Consider the following 17547-nt stretch of genomic DNA (forward strand, 5'->3'; position numbering starts at 1 on the left):
ATTGCCAATCAACGCAAGGATTTTGCCAAAATGACTTTCACCCATCAACCACCAAAACTTATCCTTTACGCCCAAAACGGCTGTAACGATTTTGTTTTTAATATTCCCTTTTCGCTGTTTCAAGCCACTTATCAAGGGCAAAAACTGTTTGATTTTGGGGTATGTAGCGACAATGGCAAGGCGATTGTCAGCGAATTTGGTGCAAAAATTGCGGTCAATGGCGATTTGTCACTGCTCAACACGGCGGACATCATAGTGATTAGTGGCTTTGTGGGTGATGTACCCAGTGCCAAATTATGCCAAAAATTGCAAACCGCCCACGCACAAGGTAAAAAAATCATTGGGCTGTGTTATGGCACTTTTGTGCTGGCTTTTGCGGATATATTGCAGAATAAAACGGTGGTGACGCATTGGGCGGGTGAGCGAGCATTTAAGGATAAATTCCAAAATATTCAATTAGATAGCAATCGGCTTTATATTGATGACGGCAATATTTTGACATCAGCTGGGGCATTTGCAGGCTTAGATTGTTGCTTGTATTTTATCCGTACACTGTATGGGGCAAAGGTAGCCAATGAGTTGGCTCGGAACTTGGTTTCTGCACCGCACCGTGAAGGCGGTCAAGCCCAGTTCAATGCTATCAGCCCAATTAGCCACGCAAAAGATAAAAAAATCAATGAATTATTGCAATTTTTAAGCGATAATTTGGACAAACCCCATACGCTTGATGAATTAGCGGAGCGAGTACATTTATCCAAAAGAAGTTTTCATCGTCATTTTAAATCCGCCACGCACATGACATTAACCGAGTGGCTGACCGCCAAACGCCTAAGCCTTGCCCAAGAGCTGTTGGAAAGTACAGATTTTTCCATTGAAGTTATCGCCCATCAAACAGGCTTTGGTACGGCAAGCCATTTTAGAATGCAATTCAAGGCACGCTTTGGCGTATCACCACAAAGTTTTAGGAAAAGTTTTGGCGGATAAGTCTTTGTTAGCTAAGCAGACAGTCTCTTTCCAAAATATCCTAGCATCGTAAAAATACATTTATCTAAAAATTCAATACCTGCCTAGACCATTGATCTTTAGCATAAAATTCTAGCGGTTGATAATGAGTTTTATAATGCATTTTTTCACTGTCTTTAACCCAATAGCCAAGATAGAGATAGGGAAGTTCCCATTGCACACATAAATCAGCCAAACACATCACAGCGAATGTACCTAGACTGCCTTTGTACTCTGGATCATAAAACGTATAGACAGCGGATAGCCCATTATGCACACGGTCAAAGACACTCACCATACGCAAAATACCTTGCTTGTCTCGAAAGCATAGAAACTGTGTATCGACATAAGAATGAATTAAAAAGTCAGCATAACTTTCAGGTGTAGTTTCGGGTGCCTTCTCTGCGTGACGCAGTTGTTGGTAACGTTCGTAGAGAGCATAGTGTTCTGCTTCAAATATGGGTTGCTCAATAATGGCGATATCCAGTTCTTGAGCATGTTTTTTAAACATACGTTTTTGTGTTTTGGAGGGCTGAAAGTCGTCAACGCATAAACGGACAGAAACACATGCTTGACACTGATCACAGCGAGGGCGATAGGTAGAAATACCGCTGCGACGGAATCCTTGCTCAATCAATGCTCCATATACACTCGTATTGACCCATTCGGCTTGTACAATTACTTGTGAACGAGCCGTCTTATTAGGTAGATAACTGCATTCATAAGGGGCAGTCAGAAATAAACCAAGTTGCAGATTTTCTTGATTTTGCATATAGATAATTATTTAAAATATTGACTAATAAATACTTTAATCATGAGTGCTTTTCTGGCTTTTTAAGCTCGTTTAAAACTTCAAAATATCAGGAGATAAATAGCCTTTTTGCCACTGTATGGGGGCGAGCGGACAAACGCGCTGAAGATGAGCGCTGAATGTTTTTCTGGCGATACAATGCCCACCCATACTGCTTAGATGAGGCGTATCTTGTTGGCAGTCAATTAAATACACGTCCTGTTGAGCTAAATAAGACATTAAAAAAACAAGGGCGATTTTAGAACTATCTGTCTGATAAGAGAACATGGATTCGCCATAGAACATTTTACCAATGCTCACGCCATAAAGCCCGCCCACTAATTGATTATCACACCATGTTTCGACACTATGGGCATAACCTAGATAATGTAATTGGGTATAGGCTTGAATAAAGTCCTCCGCAATCCATGTGCCATGTTGACCAGAACGTTTTTTTGAGGCACAAGCACGAATAACATCTTCAAAAGCACTATCTAAACGAACCTCAAGAGCGCCTTGTGGCTCACGCTGCATTTTTTTAAGGCGTTTTTTAAGGCTATGCGATATATGTAAATTATCAAAAGTGAGCACCATGCGTTGAGAAGGCGACCACCAAAGTAAAGGTTCATCTTCCGAGCACCAAGGGAAGATGCCGTTCTGATAGGCATTGAGAAGACGAGCAGGGCTTAAATCACCGTCCCATGCTAATAGCCCATCGGGTTCACGTAATGCCGTTTCAACATCCGGAAAAGAGGTACTAGCAGTACTTAGCTGAGGTAAGATAAGTGGCGAAGTCATTTAATGCCTGTCTTCTTCAAGGGTAAAGATTATTCAAGGGTAAAGCGATGTGTTTCAAATACGCCCGTTTGTCTATCTTTGATATATTTTTTGAGTGTTTGTTCAACAGTGGTAAAAGAAATTTCTTGCCAAGGAATCTCATCGATATCAAAAAGCTTGACCTCAAGTGATTCTTCTCCGGGGTTAAACTCAAGATTAAGCACCTCAGCCAGATAATAAATATGCACCTGACTGACGCGTGGCACATCAATCACCGTGAATAATTGACCTAACTGAACTGAAGCGCCGGCTTCTTCAATGGTTTCTCGGACAGCGCCTTGATCTGTGCTTTCTAACATCTCCATAAAGCCAGCAGGCAAGGTCCATTTTCCATAGCGAGGCTCAATGGCACGTTTGCAAAGCAATACCTTTCCTTGATAAATTGGCACCGTGCCCACCACAAGGAGTGGATTACGATAATGCACAGCACCACAATGGGTGCAGCAATCACGCAGGCGGTTATCGAGAGGAGGCTGCATACGAGTCAAAGGGCTTGCACATTGGGTGCAGAATTTTTGCTCGACAGGAGCAGGAAAATAAAATGATGCGTCTTGAGTCATAATGCCTCTCATTCTAATTACTAGCCTAGCTGTATTGTAGCTGATTGTGTGTAAGATGTTTTGCTATGAGTGTCGATATGGATGCGCTTCCTATATGAAATAACAAAAATTTTTTCGGATTGCTCTGTTTTTTGATAGCGGTATTTGATGTTTCTTATGGTTAATCACTCAAATGAATAAAGTGATAGGTGAAAGAAAAGCCTAAAAAATAAGCGAATTTTTAGCTAAAACGAGAACAACGGAGGAATAGATGGCGAATATATGACTGGGAATTATGTTGTTTTTTTGAAACAAAAGTGTAAAAAAAGGGTTTTTGACGGTATAAGACTAGACAAAAAATAACAAAATCTGTATAGTTATATTCTTCACACAACGCACTCGTGGTGAAATAGGTAGACACAAGAGACTTAAAATCTCTCGGGCATTACGCCCGTGCCGGTTCGATTCCGGCCGAGTGCACCACTAATTTTTTAGTTTGTTGCGTGATTGGAAGCTTGGCAGAGCGGTTGAATGCACCGGTCTTGAAAACCGGCGAGGGTTTGTAGCCCTCCGTGAGTTCGAATCTCACAGCTTCCGCCAAACACTCTAAAGCAGTCGGGGCATAGCGCAGTCTGGTAGCGCATCTGGTTTGGGACCAGAGGGTCGTAGGTTCGAATCCTACTGTCCCGACCACTTTTAAAAATTGAAATTACCGTCCAGTATTATTCACGAGGACGGTTTTTTTACGTCTGTAGGTTTTTCAGAGATCAAGGATAAGAATGTTAGGTCAATTCGTTATGGCGATTGTAGCCAGTGCATTTTCTGGTCAAGCGATTGATGCCCCTGTATTGGCAGAAGGGCAATCAAAACCTGCTGGTATTTGGATTGATGTACGTACACCGGAAGAATTTTCTCAAGGTTATTTAGAAGGGGCGGTAAATGTCCCTGTACAAGTCATCGCAGATGAGATTTATAAGGTGACGGTCGATTTAGAGGCGCCTATTTACGTCTATTGCCGCAGCGGAAATCGCTCTCGTAAGGCAGCGGAGATTCTTCACCAAAAGGGCTATAAGAATATCGTCAATTATGGTGCTTATGAAGAGCTAAAGGCCAAAGGTTATCGTTAAAATATCAGTTATAATGCAGCAACCTCAGTTATTATTGACTGAGGTTTTTTTACGTCATGCTTTATCGTAGGCGACTGTATAATGAAAATAGGCTTGTACGAAATAAAGTAAGAGTATCTAGGTGGAGCATAGGAAAAATGACAAATAAGGCTGCAATTGAAGGGGTCGTTTCTGCTGAGGTGAAGACATTAGCTGATATTTTTAAGCATAAATTGAAAATTCCATTTTATCAACGTCCTTATAAATGGAATCGTGATAATGTGAGTCAGCTATGGTTGGATTTAAAAAAAGCATTTGATGACAATAAAGACCAGGCTTATCGTTTGGGGACGATAGTTATTCATCATAATAAGCAGCCAGAGGGTGAAAATGAACAGAATGCTTCGCAGGAGATTCAGCACGATATTGTTGACGGTCAACAGCGCTTAGTAACATTAGTTTTATTATTGCTGGCTTTACAGAAAGAGGGAGAACTAGAGTCTGGTGAAGATTTTTCAAATTTACTGGAGCATCATTTTGAAGCGGATATTAGTTGGCACAATCTGCTTGAAAATAGTCAATTCTTGAAAGAGTGTGTGGGTGGTTTGAATGACAAGAAAGACTTTAGAAATTATCTTCTAAACCAATGTGAATTTGTTTATATTGTTCTGAATTCACTTGGTCAGGCATTCCAGTTTTTTGATTCACAAAATGCGCGAGGTAAATCACTAGCAGCTTATGACCTTTTAAAAGCCTTTCATTTGCGTGCGATACCAGCTATTGATGAAAATAAGAAATTATTAGAAGACTATGTTTCCAACTGGGAGGGAGCTGTAGAGGGGAATGATGAAGGTAATACCAACGATGGTAAACCGATATTAGCGAAAATTATTAATGCATTACTCTATCGTCTCCGTAAAATTCGTCGTGATGAAATGGATTTTTTTGAGTTTACAACGGATGACTTGGATATTTTTAAAGGGTTGGATGCTAAAGATCGTGAAAAATATCCTTATTTAAAAGCAATGAGTGGCAAGAATTTTCAGATTTGCCAAACGCTTTTTAATGGTGAGGATTTTTTTAAATATATTGAACATTATCGAGAACAATATCGAAAGTTATTTGCGAAAGATGAGGGTTTATTAGCAGCACCTATCTTTAAGTCGGGGGATGTTCAACAGCATCAAAAGGACGATGAGAAGGGAGATGAGAAGTCGTCTGCTAATCAACAAGGGAAGGACAAAGCGAAGACTTGGTATGACCTTATTAATCAAGATGATATTAACCGTTTGACGGGAGATAAAAATCTTCGCAATTTTTTTGAGTTATCGATCATGCTTTATTATGATAAATTTGGGGAAGACGGTTTAGACGCTGCTTTGCATAAAGCTTTTGTGAATGCTTACCAAATCAGGCTCTTGCATCATTCGCAAGTGAGAATGGGTAAGGATAATGTGGAGTTATTATTGAAATTTATCCGTTGTATTGACTATGCACAACAGCCCAGTGATATTGAGAAATTTACGGTAGATAGTGCAAGTATTAGGAAAAAAATAAAGGATAAAAATAATACTGCAAATCATGAGACGAATACAGATAAGTCTTTTAACTATATCGCCAAGTATTTTAAGGACAAGGGTTTAGCATAGGATAACAATCAAATGGATAAGCAGTTAGGCTTTATTGATTTAAAAACTTTATTCAATGATTATAGTGATAAATATATTATTCCTATTTATCAGCGAAATTATGCGTGGATCGACATTGAAATTCAACAATTATTAAGTGATTTATTGAATACTAGTGAGAGTGATACAGCCTATTTTTTAGGTTCATTGGTGGTACAGAAAAAAACAGATGCTACTTATGAAGTGATTGATGGACAGCAACGGTTAACGACATTATTTTTACTCAATGAGTGTTTACGTTTATTGTTACCTGATGTTTATAATGGGAAATCATTTCATTTGCGGTTTGAGCATCGAAAAGCATCGGAAGATATTCTCAATGGACTAAAAGATTTATCGCCACAGGAACTGGACGCATCAAGTATTGATAAGCGGTTAGAGGAAAAGTTAAAGGAAAAGTCAGAGAACGAGTTAAAGGAAAGGTCTGGCTTAATTGATGGAGTCAGTATTATCGAAAAGTTTTTGAGAGAGTTATCTCAAGACAAACAAGAGCAACTATGTGCCTTTTTATCTTTGAAACAAAAAAATTGTGCTTATCTACTGAGAACAGAGCTTCCCTCACATATTGATAAAAACCATTATTTTGAAAAGATGAATGCACGAGGAGTGCAGCTAGAAGCGCAGGAGCTTTTGAAGGCAAAGATGATGGATGCTTTGGAGAAAAATAACGCAGAAATAACATTGTTTTCGCTTATTTGGGATTCTTGTGCAGATATGAGTCGATTTGCTGTACAACAGTTATATAGCAAACTCAAGTCACCATCAGAAGAAGTCTTTTCAGAGAGTGGTCTTTTGAAAAGCGAAATGACATTTGATAAGTTGGCTAAAATATACACGGACAGTAACCATAAATTATTGCAAAATAGTGCAGATAGTGGTGAAAGTGAGGAAGCCGATAGTGGTAACAGTGCTCATGATAGTAAGAAAGTTGAGCGAACCATTAAGACTCTTTTTACAGGAGACATTAGCGAGAATACGGAAAATCAAGTAACTGCTGACGAGAATAAGAGAAATCCTGACGAGGATAAGGGAAGTTATCAATCTGTGATTAATTTTCCCAATTTTTTATTGCAAGTGTTGTCTATTTATCTAAATAAAAATAATACTTCGGATGAAAATGCTATCCATATCCGCTTAGATGATAAGTTTTTATTAGAAGAGTTTAGTTATGCTCCGAAAGTTCCTAAGCGCAAGGAAAAACCTCATTTTGATAAACCAGAAAAAGTTAAAGAATTCATTATGCATTTACTCAAAATGCGATGTTTATTTGACTGTTATGTCCTTAAAATGACTGAAAAAGAAGATAAGGAAAAGTGGGGTATCTGGTCATGGAAAAAATCAGCAAAAAATAACTATTATTCTGTAGAAACATTCTCAAAAGAATTCCTAAAAGAATCGGAAAAAAAGTCTATTGAGTCTATTCTCCAATTGCAATCTATGTTACATGTTTCGTTTAATACACAGACCTACAAGAAATGGTTATTAAAGGTCTTAGATTTTTTAAATAATGCAACTATGCTGAATAAAGATTTCGTTAAAACCTTTAAGGAAGAATTAGAGAAAATTGCAGCGGAATTATTTAAAGAACAATATTCAGATGTGGACGATGTTGTACAGTACTTACAAGATGCTCAGTACCTTAACATTACACATTACACTTTTCATTATTTGGATTATCTCATTTGGAAAGCTTTTCAGAAAGATGAAAGCTCGAAAGATTTGCTACTAGAGAAGAGCAAGCAAGAAGATAAAGGATCTGTTGAAAAATTACAAAACGCCATTAAAAATTTTACGTTTAAGCATCGTAGTTCAGTTGAGCATTATTATCCACAGAATCCAGCATCTATACCGCCTTTGGATAAGGATGAAGAAGGGGAAAAGAAATTATTACACTCTTTAGGCAATCTCTGTCTGATTTCTGGATACCAGAATGGTAAGTTATACAACTCCTCTCCAGAAGAGAAGCGGAGAGAGGTATTATTAAGGTTAGAGCATACTAAAGGAATTGATAGTGCCAAACAAGCTTTGATGATGATGTATAAGCAATGGACAGACGAAGACATTACTGATCATCAGGAAAAAGTTTTGACACTTTTGGAAAATGAACGTAAAGAACTTAAAAAATAGAGAGCAGTTGAACTATACTTTTCCGACATAATATGTCGTATCATTGTATAAACTATCGCTTTATCGTGAGAGGTATAGCATGAGCAAAGTGAATTTGTCTATTTTATTGGGTGATATTACGGTTCAAGAGGTGGATGTGATGGTCAATTCCATCCATCCCTCTTGTCGACCTGGTTTAGGTGTAGCGGGTGCTATTCATCGACAAGGAGGAGCAGAAATTTATCAAGAGTGTCAGCAGATACATGCACAAAGAGGTCATCAAGATTTGGCAATAGGTGAGTATATCGTTACCAATCCAGGACGATTGCCAGCCAAGCGCATTGTGCATATTTCTGCGCCACGTTGGTTAGAGCATTCTGAGCAAGCACAGCCGGAATTAACAGAATGTTATGTCAGTGTGATAAATTATGCAGATAGTGCCGGTTTTAAAAGCATAGCCATACCGGCAATTGGTACGGGTGTTTTTCGTTTCCCATTTGAGTTGGCAATGCAAGCCGCTTTAGTAGGAATTCAAAAGGCTAGTCTTCAGTGTCATTCACTCGAAGAAATTCGGTTAGTATTTTTTAAAGAACATTATTATCAACAGGCCAGAGTGATGATTCAACAATTTGTACAGTCACAGGTAGAGTGAGTATAGTGGAATATAGATGGGTAAACGACAGGATAATTTAGAAACGACTTTAATGACGATTGAGATTCTTCGTCATATTGCAAAGCATCGGCTGACGACTTGTGCTGAAATTCGCACTCATCTTCTTGGTTTGGGGATAGAGCGTTCTGAACGTACTATTCAGCGCCATTTGGAAATGTTAAGTGAGCATTTTGATATTGAGCGTGATAATCGAAGTAAACCGTATGGTTATCGTTGGAAATACCAGAGCGTGGGTTTAAATTTGCCCACGATGAATGAGGCAGAGTCCTTGCTTTTTTTACTCGCTAAGAAAAATCTTTCTCCTTTACTGCCTCAGCAGGTATTGCAAAGTATGCAACCATTTTTTGAGCAGGCTCATCAAAAGCTGCATGTGGATGCACTGGATAAGCCGGAAAAAGAATGGTTGAATAAGGTTATTGTTGCACCGACCAGTCAACCCTTATTACCTCCACCAATTGAAGAAGGCGTCTTAGAAACGTTATCATCAGCATTATTTCATAATCGTTATGTTGATATTGTTTATGAGCGAGCTGATGGTCGAGTATTAAATTATCGTGTTTCACCATTAGCACTCGTTCAACAAGGACATTTGATGTATGTGGTGGTTGTCTTTGATGGTTATACGGATTTTCGCCATTTAGCCTTACATCGTTTTAAACAGGCGACTTTAACGTCATTTGGATTTCATCGACCTAAAAACTTTAATCTTAAAGAATATGTCGATGCGGGGCATTTTGGTTATACATCAGGTCATCAAATTCGCCTGAGATTTTCTACGACACCCAAGCAAGCTGTTTATTTTTTAGAAAGCCGTCTTTCAGAAGATCAGACAGTGATACAGCAAGAAAGCTATTTTTACCGTTTTCAGGCGACTGTGGTCGATACATCGATGCTGGAGGATTGGTTAAATAGTTTTGGTGATGAAATTTGGGATATTGAAAAAGAGGAAGTGCTTGATTAATCACTCTTCAGTTTATACTCCTTGTACATAAGCACCGTATTTGATGAGTTTCTTATCAGCGCTGAGTAGTGTTAGTCCCTCTGAAATACTTTGGGCTAATAAGATGCGATCAAAAGGATCTTTGTGAATATCAGCCAGTTGTGCTAAGGTTAGCGTATGCTTGCCAAGGATGGGCAATTCAATATAGTCATTTTCGATGAGACTACGTCTAAAAGCAGTAGCATTAATAGAGAAGTCATTTCTACCTAATTCGTTCTTAATTATAATTTCCCAGATGCTAGCCACACTAAAGAAGAGTTGGTTTTCTGTATCATTGAGCAATTTTTTAGCTTTTTTACTGAGATGCTTTGAATCGCTCGCAGCCCATATGAGTAGATGGGTATCTAGTAGTAATTTCATTTTTCTTTCCCTTCAAATAAAGCTGAAATTTCTTCTTCATTCATGTCATTAAAGTCCTCCGGAATGCTTAGTTCTGGAGCGAAACCAATGCGTTTAGTGGTTTTTTGATGGTTATCAAAGGGGATAACTTTGACGAGAGGTTTGCCTGATTTGGCAATGATTAAGGGTTCTCCGAACATGACGATTTCATCAATTAAACGGGATAAATGAGTTTTTGCTTCATGGACATTAATCATTTTCATTTTTCCTTTTCCTCTAAAAATAAACTAACTATAGTTAGTTTATCATAGAAGATATAACGTATTTAGAAGTAATTTTATTTATCTATCAATGAGATAGATATTCGTGGATTTACTGATGGACACTTTTATCCTCTTTTTTATGCGTTATATTTTGACGTATAAACTAAGATAATAGAGATTATTCAATATATTTTCTTAAAGGAAATGCATATGTTTTTTTCAGTGGGCAAACAGAATTTATATCCATACAGTGAATGGTTAATCTTGCAAATGATATTTGAGTTACAGCAAACGAACGAGATTATTGAGAAAATTTCTAAAGAAGAGTATGTACTAAAAGCATTGGGTATTTTTCAACCTAAAAAACAGAGAAAGGATTTTTTTACGATTAAGTCCATACTAGAAAAACGTTATCTTTTTCTTAAAAAGAATGGTTACCAACATAATGAGCAAGTGAAAATTTTAGAGAGTAACATTCAACAGCTCAGTCAGTTTTTCTGTTTGAGTCATCTTGAATCAGCGATTCTGCGAGTATCTGTTTATACCGCCATTGATTCTATCCTAAAAGCGGTAAGTGATATGGTATCTATTAAATATGATAGAAGAATAGGTTGTGATGCGTTGGCACATTTACTAAGAGTGAAAGGGAAAGACATTGTTCGTTCATTAAAAGAAGAGTCATCACTTTGTCGATTTCAGTTAATTTCTTATACAGGAAGTAGACTGAGTTTTGGTGGGGACTTAACCAGCTTAACGGAGTGGGATAATCTTTTTGATATTCATAGTTTAGATAGTGAGTTAGTTAATTTTGATCATTGGCTGGTGAAATGTGTCCATCGACCTCATATAGTGAGTGAGCTGGCACTAGATAAGGATTTTGCGCATATTAGTGAGATGACAAAGGGACTCTTACATTATTTATCTTATGTGAATGAGACGAAGAAAAAAGGAAGTAATATTTTAATTTATGGTGCAGCAGGTACAGGGAAATCTGAGTTTGCTACGTTATTAGTACAACAACTGAATATGTCTGCGTACTTTGTTAATACGGCCAATGAGAATGGCGAACATATTAGTGCAGGTTTGCGTCTAAATAATCTATGTCTTGCACAGCATATGATGAATGGGCATCGAAACGTGATTATCTTTGATGAGGTTGAAGATGTGTTTCAAGATAGTGCTTTGCAGCATTCTTTAGGTCAGTCGCATAAGGGGTGGATTAATGAGTCTTTAGAACATAATAGCGTACCGGTTATTTGGATTTCCAATAATGTGAGGGATATGGATGTCGCATTTATTCGCCGTTTTGATGTTGTGTTAGAAATGCCTGATTTACCGCTAGATAATAAGCGTAAGTTAATTCAACGAATGGCACCAGAGCAATTACCAACCGAGGATATTAATCATTTAGCCAAGCAAAAAGAGATTACGCCAGCAATGTTGCAGAGAAGTTTTGCCGTGGCAAAAGTGATGTGTCCTCACAATGACTATTATAGTCAATATGTATATGATTTATTAAATCAAACATTAAAGGCAAGAGGGGAAAGAGAGATTATTCCTTTGGCAGCCACAAGAGATGAGCATATTTGTGCTTATTCCTTGGATTGGATAGCTTGCGATACCAATTTGCGTAAGCTGACAGACGGTTTGCGTCAACGCCCCAAAGCACGCATTTGTTGTTATGGTCCTCCAGGGACAGGAAAAACAGCATGGGCGAAGTGGTTAGGCGAACAATTGAATATGCCAGTATTGGTAAAACGAGCTTCAGATTTATTAGATCATTATGTTGGAAAAACTGAGCAAAATATTGCACGTGTTTTTGAGCAAGCGAGGCATTCTAAAAGTATTTTGGTATTGGATGAGGTAGATGGTTTTTTATATCATCGCGAAACAGCCACCCATCAGTGGGAACGCACGATGGTCAATGAAATGTTGACCCAGCTAGAGCGTTTCGATGGGGTATTTGTGGCTTCTACTAATTTGATGGGAGATATTGATGCGGCTGCATTAAGACGTTTTGATATTAAACTCAAATTTAATTATTTAAAACCTGAACAAGTATTGGCAATCGCACAACAACAGCTTTTATTATGGCAGTGGCCAGAGTTGGAAGGTGGTCAAGTCAGCCGTTTGCAGGCTATTAAAGGTCTTACTCCTGGAGATTTTGCGGCAGCAGCTAGACAGCATATCTTCAGTCCATTTGAAAGCGTAGATGAGTGGTTTGGTGCTTTAGAGCAAGAGAGTGCATTAAAGAAAGTTGAGCCGAAGAAGGCAATAGGTTTTATTTGATACGTTCAACGATTTGCCCAGCCCCTCGTGCCTCGGTGATATATTTTGACAAATCCCAAGGGATGGTGGGGTCTGTGGCAGTTTCTTGTGCCGGAAGTTGAGCACGTTGTTGAACCAGTTCTTGCAAAGGTTCTAAGACAAAAGCACGTAGGTGCATACGTGGGTGAGGTAAAGTCAGTACGGGGTCTTGGCTCACGTCATCATTAAAAAGTAATACATCTAAATCTAAGGTGCGTGGTGCGTTACGATAGGGGCGCTCGCGTCCATGGGCGAATTCTATTTTTTGTAAGAGTTGCAGTAACGCTATTGAGCTTAAGGTGGTCTCAATAAAAGCCACCGCATTGACATAATCAGGACCGCTACTATCGACAGGAGAGCTACGATAAAAACTTGAGCATTTCACCGTTGTGATGGTTTTTTCCTGGCGTAAGTCGTCAAGGGCAAGCGCTAAGAAATTCTCTGATTCGCCTAGATTGGAGCCTAGACCAATGTATGCTTTATTCGTCATGAAGATGTTCGCTTGAATTGTCGGAAGTCGACATTTTTCTTGAGTTAAAGAGGTATGTCAAGGAAATCATTGTTTTATCCTTTATATGGGATAATATGGTAATTATCCTCTAAAAGGTATAAGTTATTATGGTAGCGACAACCTCAAAAATGTTAGCTCATCTCATTAGAGAGTTTCGATATGAGAAAAATTTATCACAATCTGATTTGGCAGAAATTGCGGCTGTAAAGCAAGCGACAATCTCTGCATTCGAGAATAGTCCTGATAGCACTAAACTAGAAACATTCTTTAAGATTCTCTATGCGCTTGAGTTAGAGCTCGTTGTTCAACCTCGTCCCAAAGGGGGATTGCCCTCAGGATTAGATGAAAATGGAGAGGAGATTTGGTGATGAAGGATGTGTTACACGTTGCTATGAATGGTGAGCTTATTGGGCAGTGGTTTAAGTCTCGTGATGGTCACACGGAATTTCATTATGAGGATAGTTGGTTAGATAGTCCTCGTCGCCGTATGTTGTCGTTATCTTTGCTTTTGACCCAAAAAGTTCATCGCGGTGCGGTTGTTTATAATTTTTTAAATTACCGATGGGCTTAGTAGGGCAGTTTAGGCTTGCCGTTTTCACAGATAAAGTTACCGCCGATTTCACGGGGTAAGCCATAATTTTTTAAATAACTACCCCCTTCCCAAGGGGACTGTTGTAGTGCAAGCGCAGAAATTGCCATGTATGATTTGCCCATCAGTCAATGCCAAAGTCAGCCCACCTTACTCACCAGTTCGCTGATTGGCATTTCAAAGAAAATATTGCAACTTATTTTTGGTAAATATAAGAGGACTTACCGCAAATGAGCGTAAGCTTGTCATGCCGATATTTAATGACAGCATTGACTATGATAAAGTTAAGATTCATCATGGACGATTTATCCCAATCTTTCAACCCAGTCAAACTGCCATGACACCCTTTGGTACCATTCATTTCCCCAATGATATTTACGAAGAAGATTATGCAAATCCGACTCAGAATTTAATAAACCCCAATATAATCCAACATCTTTTTGTTCACGAAATGACCCATGTATGGCAATACCAATTGGGTTACTCGCCTTTTTTAAAGGGCATTATTATTGCACTCAAAGGGGGATATATAAACAATAAAGCTTATGAATATCTTTCCAAAGTTCAATCCAATCAAGATTTATCCGACTTTAATATGGAACAGCAAGCCTCTATCGTTGCAGATTATTTTATAGATACTACAAACAACTTTAGCTCTCCTAGTCCTCATCCATACACAAAAGGAATGCCCCTTATTGAGAGCATTTTAAAAGAATTTAAAAACAATCCTTTTAATAAACAACTACTTCCAAGGGATAATCATGTTTAAAATACTTTTTTATTTACTTTTATTGTTATTCTCTAGTTATGTTCATTCTGCATCAACTCTTGCTAAAGATGATGGCAAAATACTTATTGTCCTAAAAAATAATTATCCCTGCTTTTATTTGGTGGATAATGAGCCTATTTATCATATTGGATTGGCTTCTAGAGGAGTGGATGGTTATAAGTACAATTATTCACATAAAATTGGTGAAGAAAAATTTGGCTTTAGCAAAAGCACTTGTATTACTGCAAACCATCATACAAAATTTCCCTACAATACTCCATTTAGTGTGTATGTCGGTGGTTATAATAATGCCTATACACAAAACAGCCCAAATGACATACAAGGGAATAGAAGTAGTAGCCACCTTTATTCTACTACCAACTTTTGTATTTTAAAATCCCAAACAGAAAAAACACGACTGGTCAAAGCCAGAAAATCGCATTTTTGGGAAACTGGCGGTCAATTTAAATGCACCGATCAAGACTGGATACCAAAATGATGACTGCTTGTGGCGCCAAACTCATTGCCTCGCAATCACAGTTTGTGGTAGAAATAACAAAAGGTAAGGGCACTGCTCAAAAAGCTTCCGACAACACCGATTCTACCGCACCTTTGTTTGATGAACAGTTTGTCCTGCAAAGTGAAGATGGTACATTGCTGAACAGGCATGGTATATGAACTAAAATTTTCAGATGGCTCTATCATTAAGGGGGTAACTTGTGATGAGGGTTGTACAGAGCGCATACAGGCAGATACCGCTTTGGCATTGGTGGAAATCAGTTATCCTGTACTTATACCCCCTTTCCAAGGGGACTGTTGTAGTGCAAGCGCAGAAATTGCCATGTATGATTTGCCCATCAGTCAATACCAAAGTCAGCCCACCTTACTCACCAGTTCGCTGATTGGCATTTCAAAGAAAATATTGCAACTTATTTTTGGTAAATATAGAGGACTTACCGCAAATGAGCGTAAGCTTGTCATGCCGATATTTAAAGACAGCATTGACTATGATAAAGTTAAAATAGAAATTATATACATCATGATGGTTATCCAGTAGCCAATGCTTATGAGTATCTTTCTAAATTTGATAGGAATCCAAAAAATGCGGCACTTTTACCAAAACACAATGATGTATAAGTTTTTTATTATTTTAATGGCGCTATCTTCTCTTTCAATGGCTTATGCTAATTCATTTGTTAATCTTAGTAAAGAAGATGGCGAAGTGGTAATTTCTTTGGTGGATGATTATCCTTGTTTCAGCCTAAATGCTAATAAAAAAATCAGTAGTTTTTATCTTAGAGATATGGGGGGAGCAGACCCAAAATTACTGCCGTTACAAGAAAATAATTTTCATTATAATGGTTATTGTATCAGTTATGGCTATGATATTTCACATAAATTTATTTACAATTATCCCTATGAAATCTATATAAAAGTCGCCACCGAAGATATGAAAAAATACCCTTATCGTTATCACAAGGCAAGCTTTTGTGTCCTAAAATCCCAAACAGAAAAAACACGACTGGTCAAAGCCAGAAAATCGCATTTTTGGGAAACTGGCAGTCAATTTAAATGTACCAATCAAGACTGGATACCAAAATGATGATTGCTACTTTAAACTCATTGTTGTATCCAGTCCAATATTATTAATTTATGATAAGCAAATACAAGCGGTGGCTGCACCACGACTAAAGCCATAGACGTTGAAGCTGATACGATGAAATCGTTGATAAACAGTTCAAGTTTAACTTATTCACGCCACTTATTTCATCATTAGACACACGGACGTTTACGACCACGAGCGTCTTTGCAGGTGGGGTCGTATTTTTCATCCTGTTTCCATGTCTCTAGTTGTATTGCTGGTATGCGTGGGGTGCCACTTGTGCAATCAAAATGAATTAATCCCACAGGTAGCTGATACTTTTCCCAATAGGCACGCAGTTCTGCTTCGCTTCTAAACTCTTTGCCTTGACAGTCCTTGGGCAGTTTTGGGGTATCACCATCGCAGATAAAGTTACCGCCGATTTCACGGGGTAAGCCATACCTATCTAAAAACCCCAAACCTGAGATTTGTTCACCCTGACAACCCCATACATCACCCCCTCGAGCATTTTGAAGTCCACTGCGTTTGCTTCCACCTGCCCCTGCTTCTTGACCATAGCCCTTTAAGGGATCACAGGCGGTGAGGGTTAGGGAGGTTAATGCGATTATGATACTAAGACAGATATTAAATGGTTTCATAAGGTTACTCCTTAGCCTTGATAGACGGTTCGATAAAACTGGTTAGTTTGTGGATTGATTTGTGGCACGCTGACATAGGTGAGTAAAAGACTGGCTGAGTCTCTTTTCATGCTACTACACCAGTGTAGGTAGTCGTGATAGAGTATGTGTCTTAACGGTTGGTCTTTGATATCAACATAGCAGGTCATGGTGTGTTGGGCGTTATTGACAATATCACTACCGACAAAGTATTGGGTTTTGTTGGTTTTGTAGTCTTGGTATTTTTCCCAAGCTTTGCCAATCAATTCTTTTGAAAACTCTTGGAAATAAGGCTCTTTGATTGTATCAGCATGGTATGTATCCAGATTATAATTACGATTAACCCCAACCTCTGTCATGATATCAAGCATCAGCTTAGTGGCGATTTTGGGATAATCAGGTGAGAGGATTTTAATGCGACCTTCTGGATTCAAATGATGTCTTCTATTCACCTTAATTTTATCCATCGTTAAGACATCATCATCTCGCCAAATCTCATCAATCTCTTCGTTGCCATTTTTGACAAACCAACCTTGCTCTACCAAATCATTAATAATATCACCAAAATCGGCTTGTTGTAGATTCATCAAGGCTTTTTCCTCGGCTTGTACCACCTGAGAGAATATCAATGGCTCAATCTCATGTCACAAGCGGTATCGTCAACAAAATCAACCTCCTAAATAAACACAAGCAAGCTTTACTTAAGCAAATCCAAGATATCGATCAACAAATCAGTATTCTCACCCAAGCAGCTTACATCATATTTTAA

The 17547-nt window shown here is 38.4% G+C and carries 24 protein-coding genes and 3 tRNA genes; 18 read left to right on the plus strand and 9 right to left on the minus strand.

The window, feature by feature from the left end; genetic code table 11:
- The first annotated feature begins 30 nt into the window (after positions 1-30).
- Entirely contained in the window at positions 31-984 is a 954-nt protein-coding gene (locus HKX39_RS02660; protein ID WP_171679753.1) for a GlxA family transcriptional regulator, read from the plus strand.
- Between the two features lie 64 nt (positions 985-1048).
- On the opposite strand, the gene HKX39_RS02665 is transcribed toward HKX39_RS02660, so the two are convergent.
- From HKX39_RS02665 to HKX39_RS02675, 3 genes are all read right to left on the minus strand, one after another.
- On the minus strand, positions 1049-1774 hold the full coding sequence (locus tag HKX39_RS02665; RefSeq protein WP_171679754.1) for an arginyltransferase: 726 nt from the start codon (positions 1772-1774) through the stop codon (positions 1049-1051).
- Between the two features lie 72 nt (positions 1775-1846).
- The gene (gene aat, locus HKX39_RS02670; RefSeq protein ID WP_171679755.1) at positions 1847-2590 is read right to left on the minus strand and encodes a leucyl/phenylalanyl-tRNA--protein transferase; all 744 of its coding nucleotides are present in this window, start codon (positions 2588-2590) and stop codon (positions 1847-1849) included.
- A gap of 29 nt (positions 2591-2619) precedes the next feature.
- Positions 2620-3189 (minus strand): NUDIX hydrolase, encoded by a 570-nt coding sequence (locus HKX39_RS02675; protein ID WP_171679756.1) that lies wholly within the window; start codon positions 3187-3189, stop codon positions 2620-2622.
- A 374-nt stretch (positions 3190-3563) separates the two neighbouring features.
- Between HKX39_RS02675 and HKX39_RS02680 the strand changes: the two genes are divergently transcribed.
- From HKX39_RS02680 to HKX39_RS02715, 8 genes are all read left to right on the plus strand, one after another.
- Positions 3564-3651, plus strand: a tRNA-Leu gene (locus HKX39_RS02680).
- Positions 3652-3677: 26 nt separating this feature from the next.
- A tRNA-Ser gene (locus HKX39_RS02685) sits at positions 3678-3768 on the plus strand.
- Between the two features lie 16 nt (positions 3769-3784).
- Positions 3785-3861: transfer RNA gene (locus HKX39_RS02690), tRNA-Pro, on the plus strand.
- A gap of 86 nt (positions 3862-3947) precedes the next feature.
- Positions 3948-4295, plus strand: a complete 348-nt coding sequence (locus HKX39_RS02695; RefSeq protein WP_171679757.1) for a rhodanese-like domain-containing protein — start codon at positions 3948-3950, stop codon at positions 4293-4295.
- Between the two features lie 56 nt (positions 4296-4351).
- On the plus strand, positions 4352-5923 hold the full coding sequence (locus HKX39_RS02700) for a DUF262 domain-containing protein (protein WP_171679758.1): 1572 nt from the start codon (positions 4352-4354) through the stop codon (positions 5921-5923).
- A gap of 12 nt (positions 5924-5935) precedes the next feature.
- Positions 5936-8089, plus strand: a complete 2154-nt coding sequence (locus HKX39_RS02705) for a GmrSD restriction endonuclease domain-containing protein (protein WP_171679759.1) — start codon at positions 5936-5938, stop codon at positions 8087-8089.
- Positions 8090-8168: 79 nt separating this feature from the next.
- Complete coding sequence (locus HKX39_RS02710) at positions 8169-8720, plus strand: macro domain-containing protein (protein ID WP_171679760.1); 552 nt, start codon at positions 8169-8171, stop codon at positions 8718-8720.
- Positions 8721-8736: 16 nt separating this feature from the next.
- Positions 8737-9702: a helix-turn-helix transcriptional regulator gene (locus HKX39_RS02715; RefSeq protein ID WP_171679761.1), complete on the plus strand. Its 966-nt coding sequence runs from the start codon at positions 8737-8739 to the stop codon at positions 9700-9702.
- A 12-nt stretch (positions 9703-9714) separates the two neighbouring features.
- Here HKX39_RS02715 and HKX39_RS02720 read toward each other — a convergent pair whose 3' ends face one another.
- Together HKX39_RS02720 and HKX39_RS02725 are read right to left on the minus strand one after the other, a co-directional pair.
- Positions 9715-10101 carry a type II toxin-antitoxin system VapC family toxin gene (locus HKX39_RS02720; protein WP_171679762.1) on the minus strand — a complete coding sequence of 129 codons (387 nt, stop codon included), beginning with the start codon at positions 10099-10101 and terminating at the stop codon, positions 9715-9717.
- Positions 10098-10343, minus strand: coding sequence for a type II toxin-antitoxin system Phd/YefM family antitoxin (locus tag HKX39_RS02725; RefSeq protein WP_171679763.1), 246 nt, complete (start codon positions 10341-10343; stop codon positions 10098-10100). Before HKX39_RS02725 ends, HKX39_RS02720 begins: the two co-directional genes overlap by 4 nt.
- Positions 10344-10553: 210 nt before the next feature.
- Between HKX39_RS02725 and HKX39_RS02730 the strand changes: the two genes are divergently transcribed.
- Positions 10554-12632, plus strand: a complete 2079-nt coding sequence (locus HKX39_RS02730; RefSeq protein WP_171679764.1) for an AAA family ATPase — start codon at positions 10554-10556, stop codon at positions 12630-12632.
- Here HKX39_RS02730 and folK read toward each other — a convergent pair.
- Positions 12625-13140: a 2-amino-4-hydroxy-6-hydroxymethyldihydropteridine diphosphokinase gene (gene folK, locus HKX39_RS02735; protein WP_171679765.1), complete on the minus strand. Its 516-nt coding sequence runs from the start codon at positions 13138-13140 to the stop codon at positions 12625-12627. The genes HKX39_RS02730 and folK overlap by 8 nt on opposite strands.
- Positions 13141-13268: 128 nt before the next feature.
- On the opposite strand from folK, the gene HKX39_RS02740 reads away from it, so the two are divergent.
- Both HKX39_RS02740 and HKX39_RS02745 read left to right on the plus strand, forming a co-directional pair.
- The gene (locus HKX39_RS02740) at positions 13269-13529 is read left to right on the plus strand and encodes a helix-turn-helix domain-containing protein (protein WP_171679766.1); all 261 of its coding nucleotides are present in this window, start codon (positions 13269-13271) and stop codon (positions 13527-13529) included.
- Positions 13529-13732, plus strand: coding sequence for a HipA N-terminal domain-containing protein (locus tag HKX39_RS02745; RefSeq protein ID WP_246226003.1), 204 nt, complete (start codon positions 13529-13531; stop codon positions 13730-13732). The genes HKX39_RS02740 and HKX39_RS02745 overlap by 1 nt, the downstream gene beginning before the upstream one ends.
- On the opposite strand, the gene HKX39_RS10720 is transcribed toward HKX39_RS02745, so the two are convergent.
- Positions 13729-13860: a hypothetical protein gene (locus HKX39_RS10720; RefSeq protein WP_281356425.1), complete on the minus strand. Its 132-nt coding sequence runs from the start codon at positions 13858-13860 to the stop codon at positions 13729-13731. The genes HKX39_RS02745 and HKX39_RS10720 overlap by 4 nt on opposite strands.
- A 59-nt stretch (positions 13861-13919) precedes the next feature.
- Here HKX39_RS10720 and HKX39_RS02750 point away from each other — a divergent pair, with 59 nt between their 5' ends.
- The 5 genes from HKX39_RS02750 (at position 13920) to HKX39_RS02770 (ending at position 16122) form a co-directional block, all read left to right on the plus strand.
- Entirely contained in the window at positions 13920-14519 is a 600-nt protein-coding gene (locus HKX39_RS02750) for a type IV secretion protein Rhs (RefSeq protein ID WP_171679768.1), read from the plus strand.
- A complete protein-coding gene (locus HKX39_RS02755; RefSeq protein ID WP_171679769.1) occupies positions 14512-15018 on the plus strand; it encodes a hypothetical protein in 507 nt (168 codons plus the stop codon). The genes HKX39_RS02750 and HKX39_RS02755 overlap by 8 nt, the downstream gene beginning before the upstream one ends.
- Complete coding sequence (locus HKX39_RS02760) at positions 15015-15197, plus strand: hypothetical protein (protein WP_171679770.1); 183 nt, start codon at positions 15015-15017, stop codon at positions 15195-15197. Before HKX39_RS02755 ends, HKX39_RS02760 begins: the two co-directional genes overlap by 4 nt.
- Positions 15187-15576 carry a hypothetical protein gene (locus tag HKX39_RS02765; protein ID WP_171679771.1) on the plus strand — a complete coding sequence of 130 codons (390 nt, stop codon included), beginning with the start codon at positions 15187-15189 and terminating at the stop codon, positions 15574-15576. The genes HKX39_RS02760 and HKX39_RS02765 overlap by 11 nt, the downstream gene beginning before the upstream one ends.
- A gap of 69 nt (positions 15577-15645) precedes the next feature.
- Positions 15646-16122 carry a hypothetical protein gene (locus tag HKX39_RS02770; RefSeq protein ID WP_171679772.1) on the plus strand — a complete coding sequence of 159 codons (477 nt, stop codon included), beginning with the start codon at positions 15646-15648 and terminating at the stop codon, positions 16120-16122.
- Between the two features lie 170 nt (positions 16123-16292).
- Here the strand turns inward: HKX39_RS02770 and HKX39_RS02775 are convergent, their stop codons facing one another.
- Both HKX39_RS02775 and HKX39_RS02780 read right to left on the minus strand, forming a co-directional pair.
- Positions 16293-16760 (minus strand): hypothetical protein, encoded by a 468-nt coding sequence (locus HKX39_RS02775; RefSeq protein WP_171679773.1) that lies wholly within the window; start codon positions 16758-16760, stop codon positions 16293-16295.
- An 11-nt stretch (positions 16761-16771) separates the two neighbouring features.
- Positions 16772-17407, minus strand: a complete 636-nt coding sequence (locus HKX39_RS02780) for a hypothetical protein (protein WP_171679774.1) — start codon at positions 17405-17407, stop codon at positions 16772-16774.
- Between HKX39_RS02780 and HKX39_RS02785 the strand changes: the two genes are divergently transcribed.
- Positions 17407-17547, plus strand: a complete 141-nt coding sequence (locus HKX39_RS02785) for a hypothetical protein (RefSeq protein ID WP_171679775.1) — start codon at positions 17407-17409, stop codon at positions 17545-17547. The two genes, HKX39_RS02780 and HKX39_RS02785, sit on opposite strands and share 1 nt — an antisense overlap.

Source organism: Pelistega suis (assembly GCF_013133795.1).
GTDB lineage: Bacteria > Pseudomonadota > Gammaproteobacteria > Burkholderiales > Burkholderiaceae_B > Taylorella > Taylorella suis.

What these genes read in the sequence shown, in the direction of transcription:
- HKX39_RS02660 (WP_171679753.1), top strand. Translation starts at nt 31, where the DNA reads ATGACTTTCACCCATCAACCACCAAAACTTATCCTTTACGCCCAAAAC.
- HKX39_RS02665 (WP_171679754.1), bottom strand. Translation starts at nt 1,774, where the DNA reads ATGCAAAATCAAGAAAATCTGCAACTTGGTTTATTTCTGACTGCCCCT.
- aat (WP_171679755.1), bottom strand. Translation starts at nt 2,590, where the DNA reads ATGACTTCGCCACTTATCTTACCTCAGCTAAGTACTGCTAGTACCTCT.
- HKX39_RS02675 (WP_171679756.1), bottom strand. Translation starts at nt 3,189, where the DNA reads ATGACTCAAGACGCATCATTTTATTTTCCTGCTCCTGTCGAGCAAAAA.
- HKX39_RS02695 (WP_171679757.1), top strand. Translation starts at nt 3,948, where the DNA reads ATGTTAGGTCAATTCGTTATGGCGATTGTAGCCAGTGCATTTTCTGGT.
- HKX39_RS02700 (WP_171679758.1), top strand. Translation starts at nt 4,352, where the DNA reads ATGCTTTATCGTAGGCGACTGTATAATGAAAATAGGCTTGTACGAAAT.
- HKX39_RS02705 (WP_171679759.1), top strand. Translation starts at nt 5,936, where the DNA reads ATGGATAAGCAGTTAGGCTTTATTGATTTAAAAACTTTATTCAATGAT.
- HKX39_RS02710 (WP_171679760.1), top strand. Translation starts at nt 8,169, where the DNA reads ATGAGCAAAGTGAATTTGTCTATTTTATTGGGTGATATTACGGTTCAA.
- HKX39_RS02715 (WP_171679761.1), top strand. Translation starts at nt 8,737, where the DNA reads ATGGGTAAACGACAGGATAATTTAGAAACGACTTTAATGACGATTGAG.
- HKX39_RS02720 (WP_171679762.1), bottom strand. Translation starts at nt 10,101, where the DNA reads ATGAAATTACTACTAGATACCCATCTACTCATATGGGCTGCGAGCGAT.
- HKX39_RS02725 (WP_171679763.1), bottom strand. Translation starts at nt 10,343, where the DNA reads ATGAAAATGATTAATGTCCATGAAGCAAAAACTCATTTATCCCGTTTA.
- HKX39_RS02730 (WP_171679764.1), top strand. Translation starts at nt 10,554, where the DNA reads ATGTTTTTTTCAGTGGGCAAACAGAATTTATATCCATACAGTGAATGG.
- folK (WP_171679765.1), bottom strand. Translation starts at nt 13,140, where the DNA reads ATGACGAATAAAGCATACATTGGTCTAGGCTCCAATCTAGGCGAATCA.
- HKX39_RS02740 (WP_171679766.1), top strand. Translation starts at nt 13,269, where the DNA reads ATGGTAGCGACAACCTCAAAAATGTTAGCTCATCTCATTAGAGAGTTT.
- HKX39_RS02745 (WP_246226003.1), top strand. Translation starts at nt 13,529, where the DNA reads ATGAAGGATGTGTTACACGTTGCTATGAATGGTGAGCTTATTGGGCAG.
- HKX39_RS10720 (WP_281356425.1), bottom strand. Translation starts at nt 13,860, where the DNA reads ATGGCAATTTCTGCGCTTGCACTACAACAGTCCCCTTGGGAAGGGGGT.
- HKX39_RS02755 (WP_171679769.1), top strand. Translation starts at nt 14,512, where the DNA reads ATGTTTAAAATACTTTTTTATTTACTTTTATTGTTATTCTCTAGTTAT.
- HKX39_RS02760 (WP_171679770.1), top strand. Translation starts at nt 15,015, where the DNA reads ATGATGACTGCTTGTGGCGCCAAACTCATTGCCTCGCAATCACAGTTT.
- HKX39_RS02765 (WP_171679771.1), top strand. Translation starts at nt 15,187, where the DNA reads ATGGTATATGAACTAAAATTTTCAGATGGCTCTATCATTAAGGGGGTA.
- HKX39_RS02770 (WP_171679772.1), top strand. Translation starts at nt 15,646, where the DNA reads ATGATGTATAAGTTTTTTATTATTTTAATGGCGCTATCTTCTCTTTCA.
- HKX39_RS02775 (WP_171679773.1), bottom strand. Translation starts at nt 16,760, where the DNA reads ATGAAACCATTTAATATCTGTCTTAGTATCATAATCGCATTAACCTCC.
- HKX39_RS02785 (WP_171679775.1), top strand. Translation starts at nt 17,407, where the DNA reads ATGGCTCAATCTCATGTCACAAGCGGTATCGTCAACAAAATCAACCTC.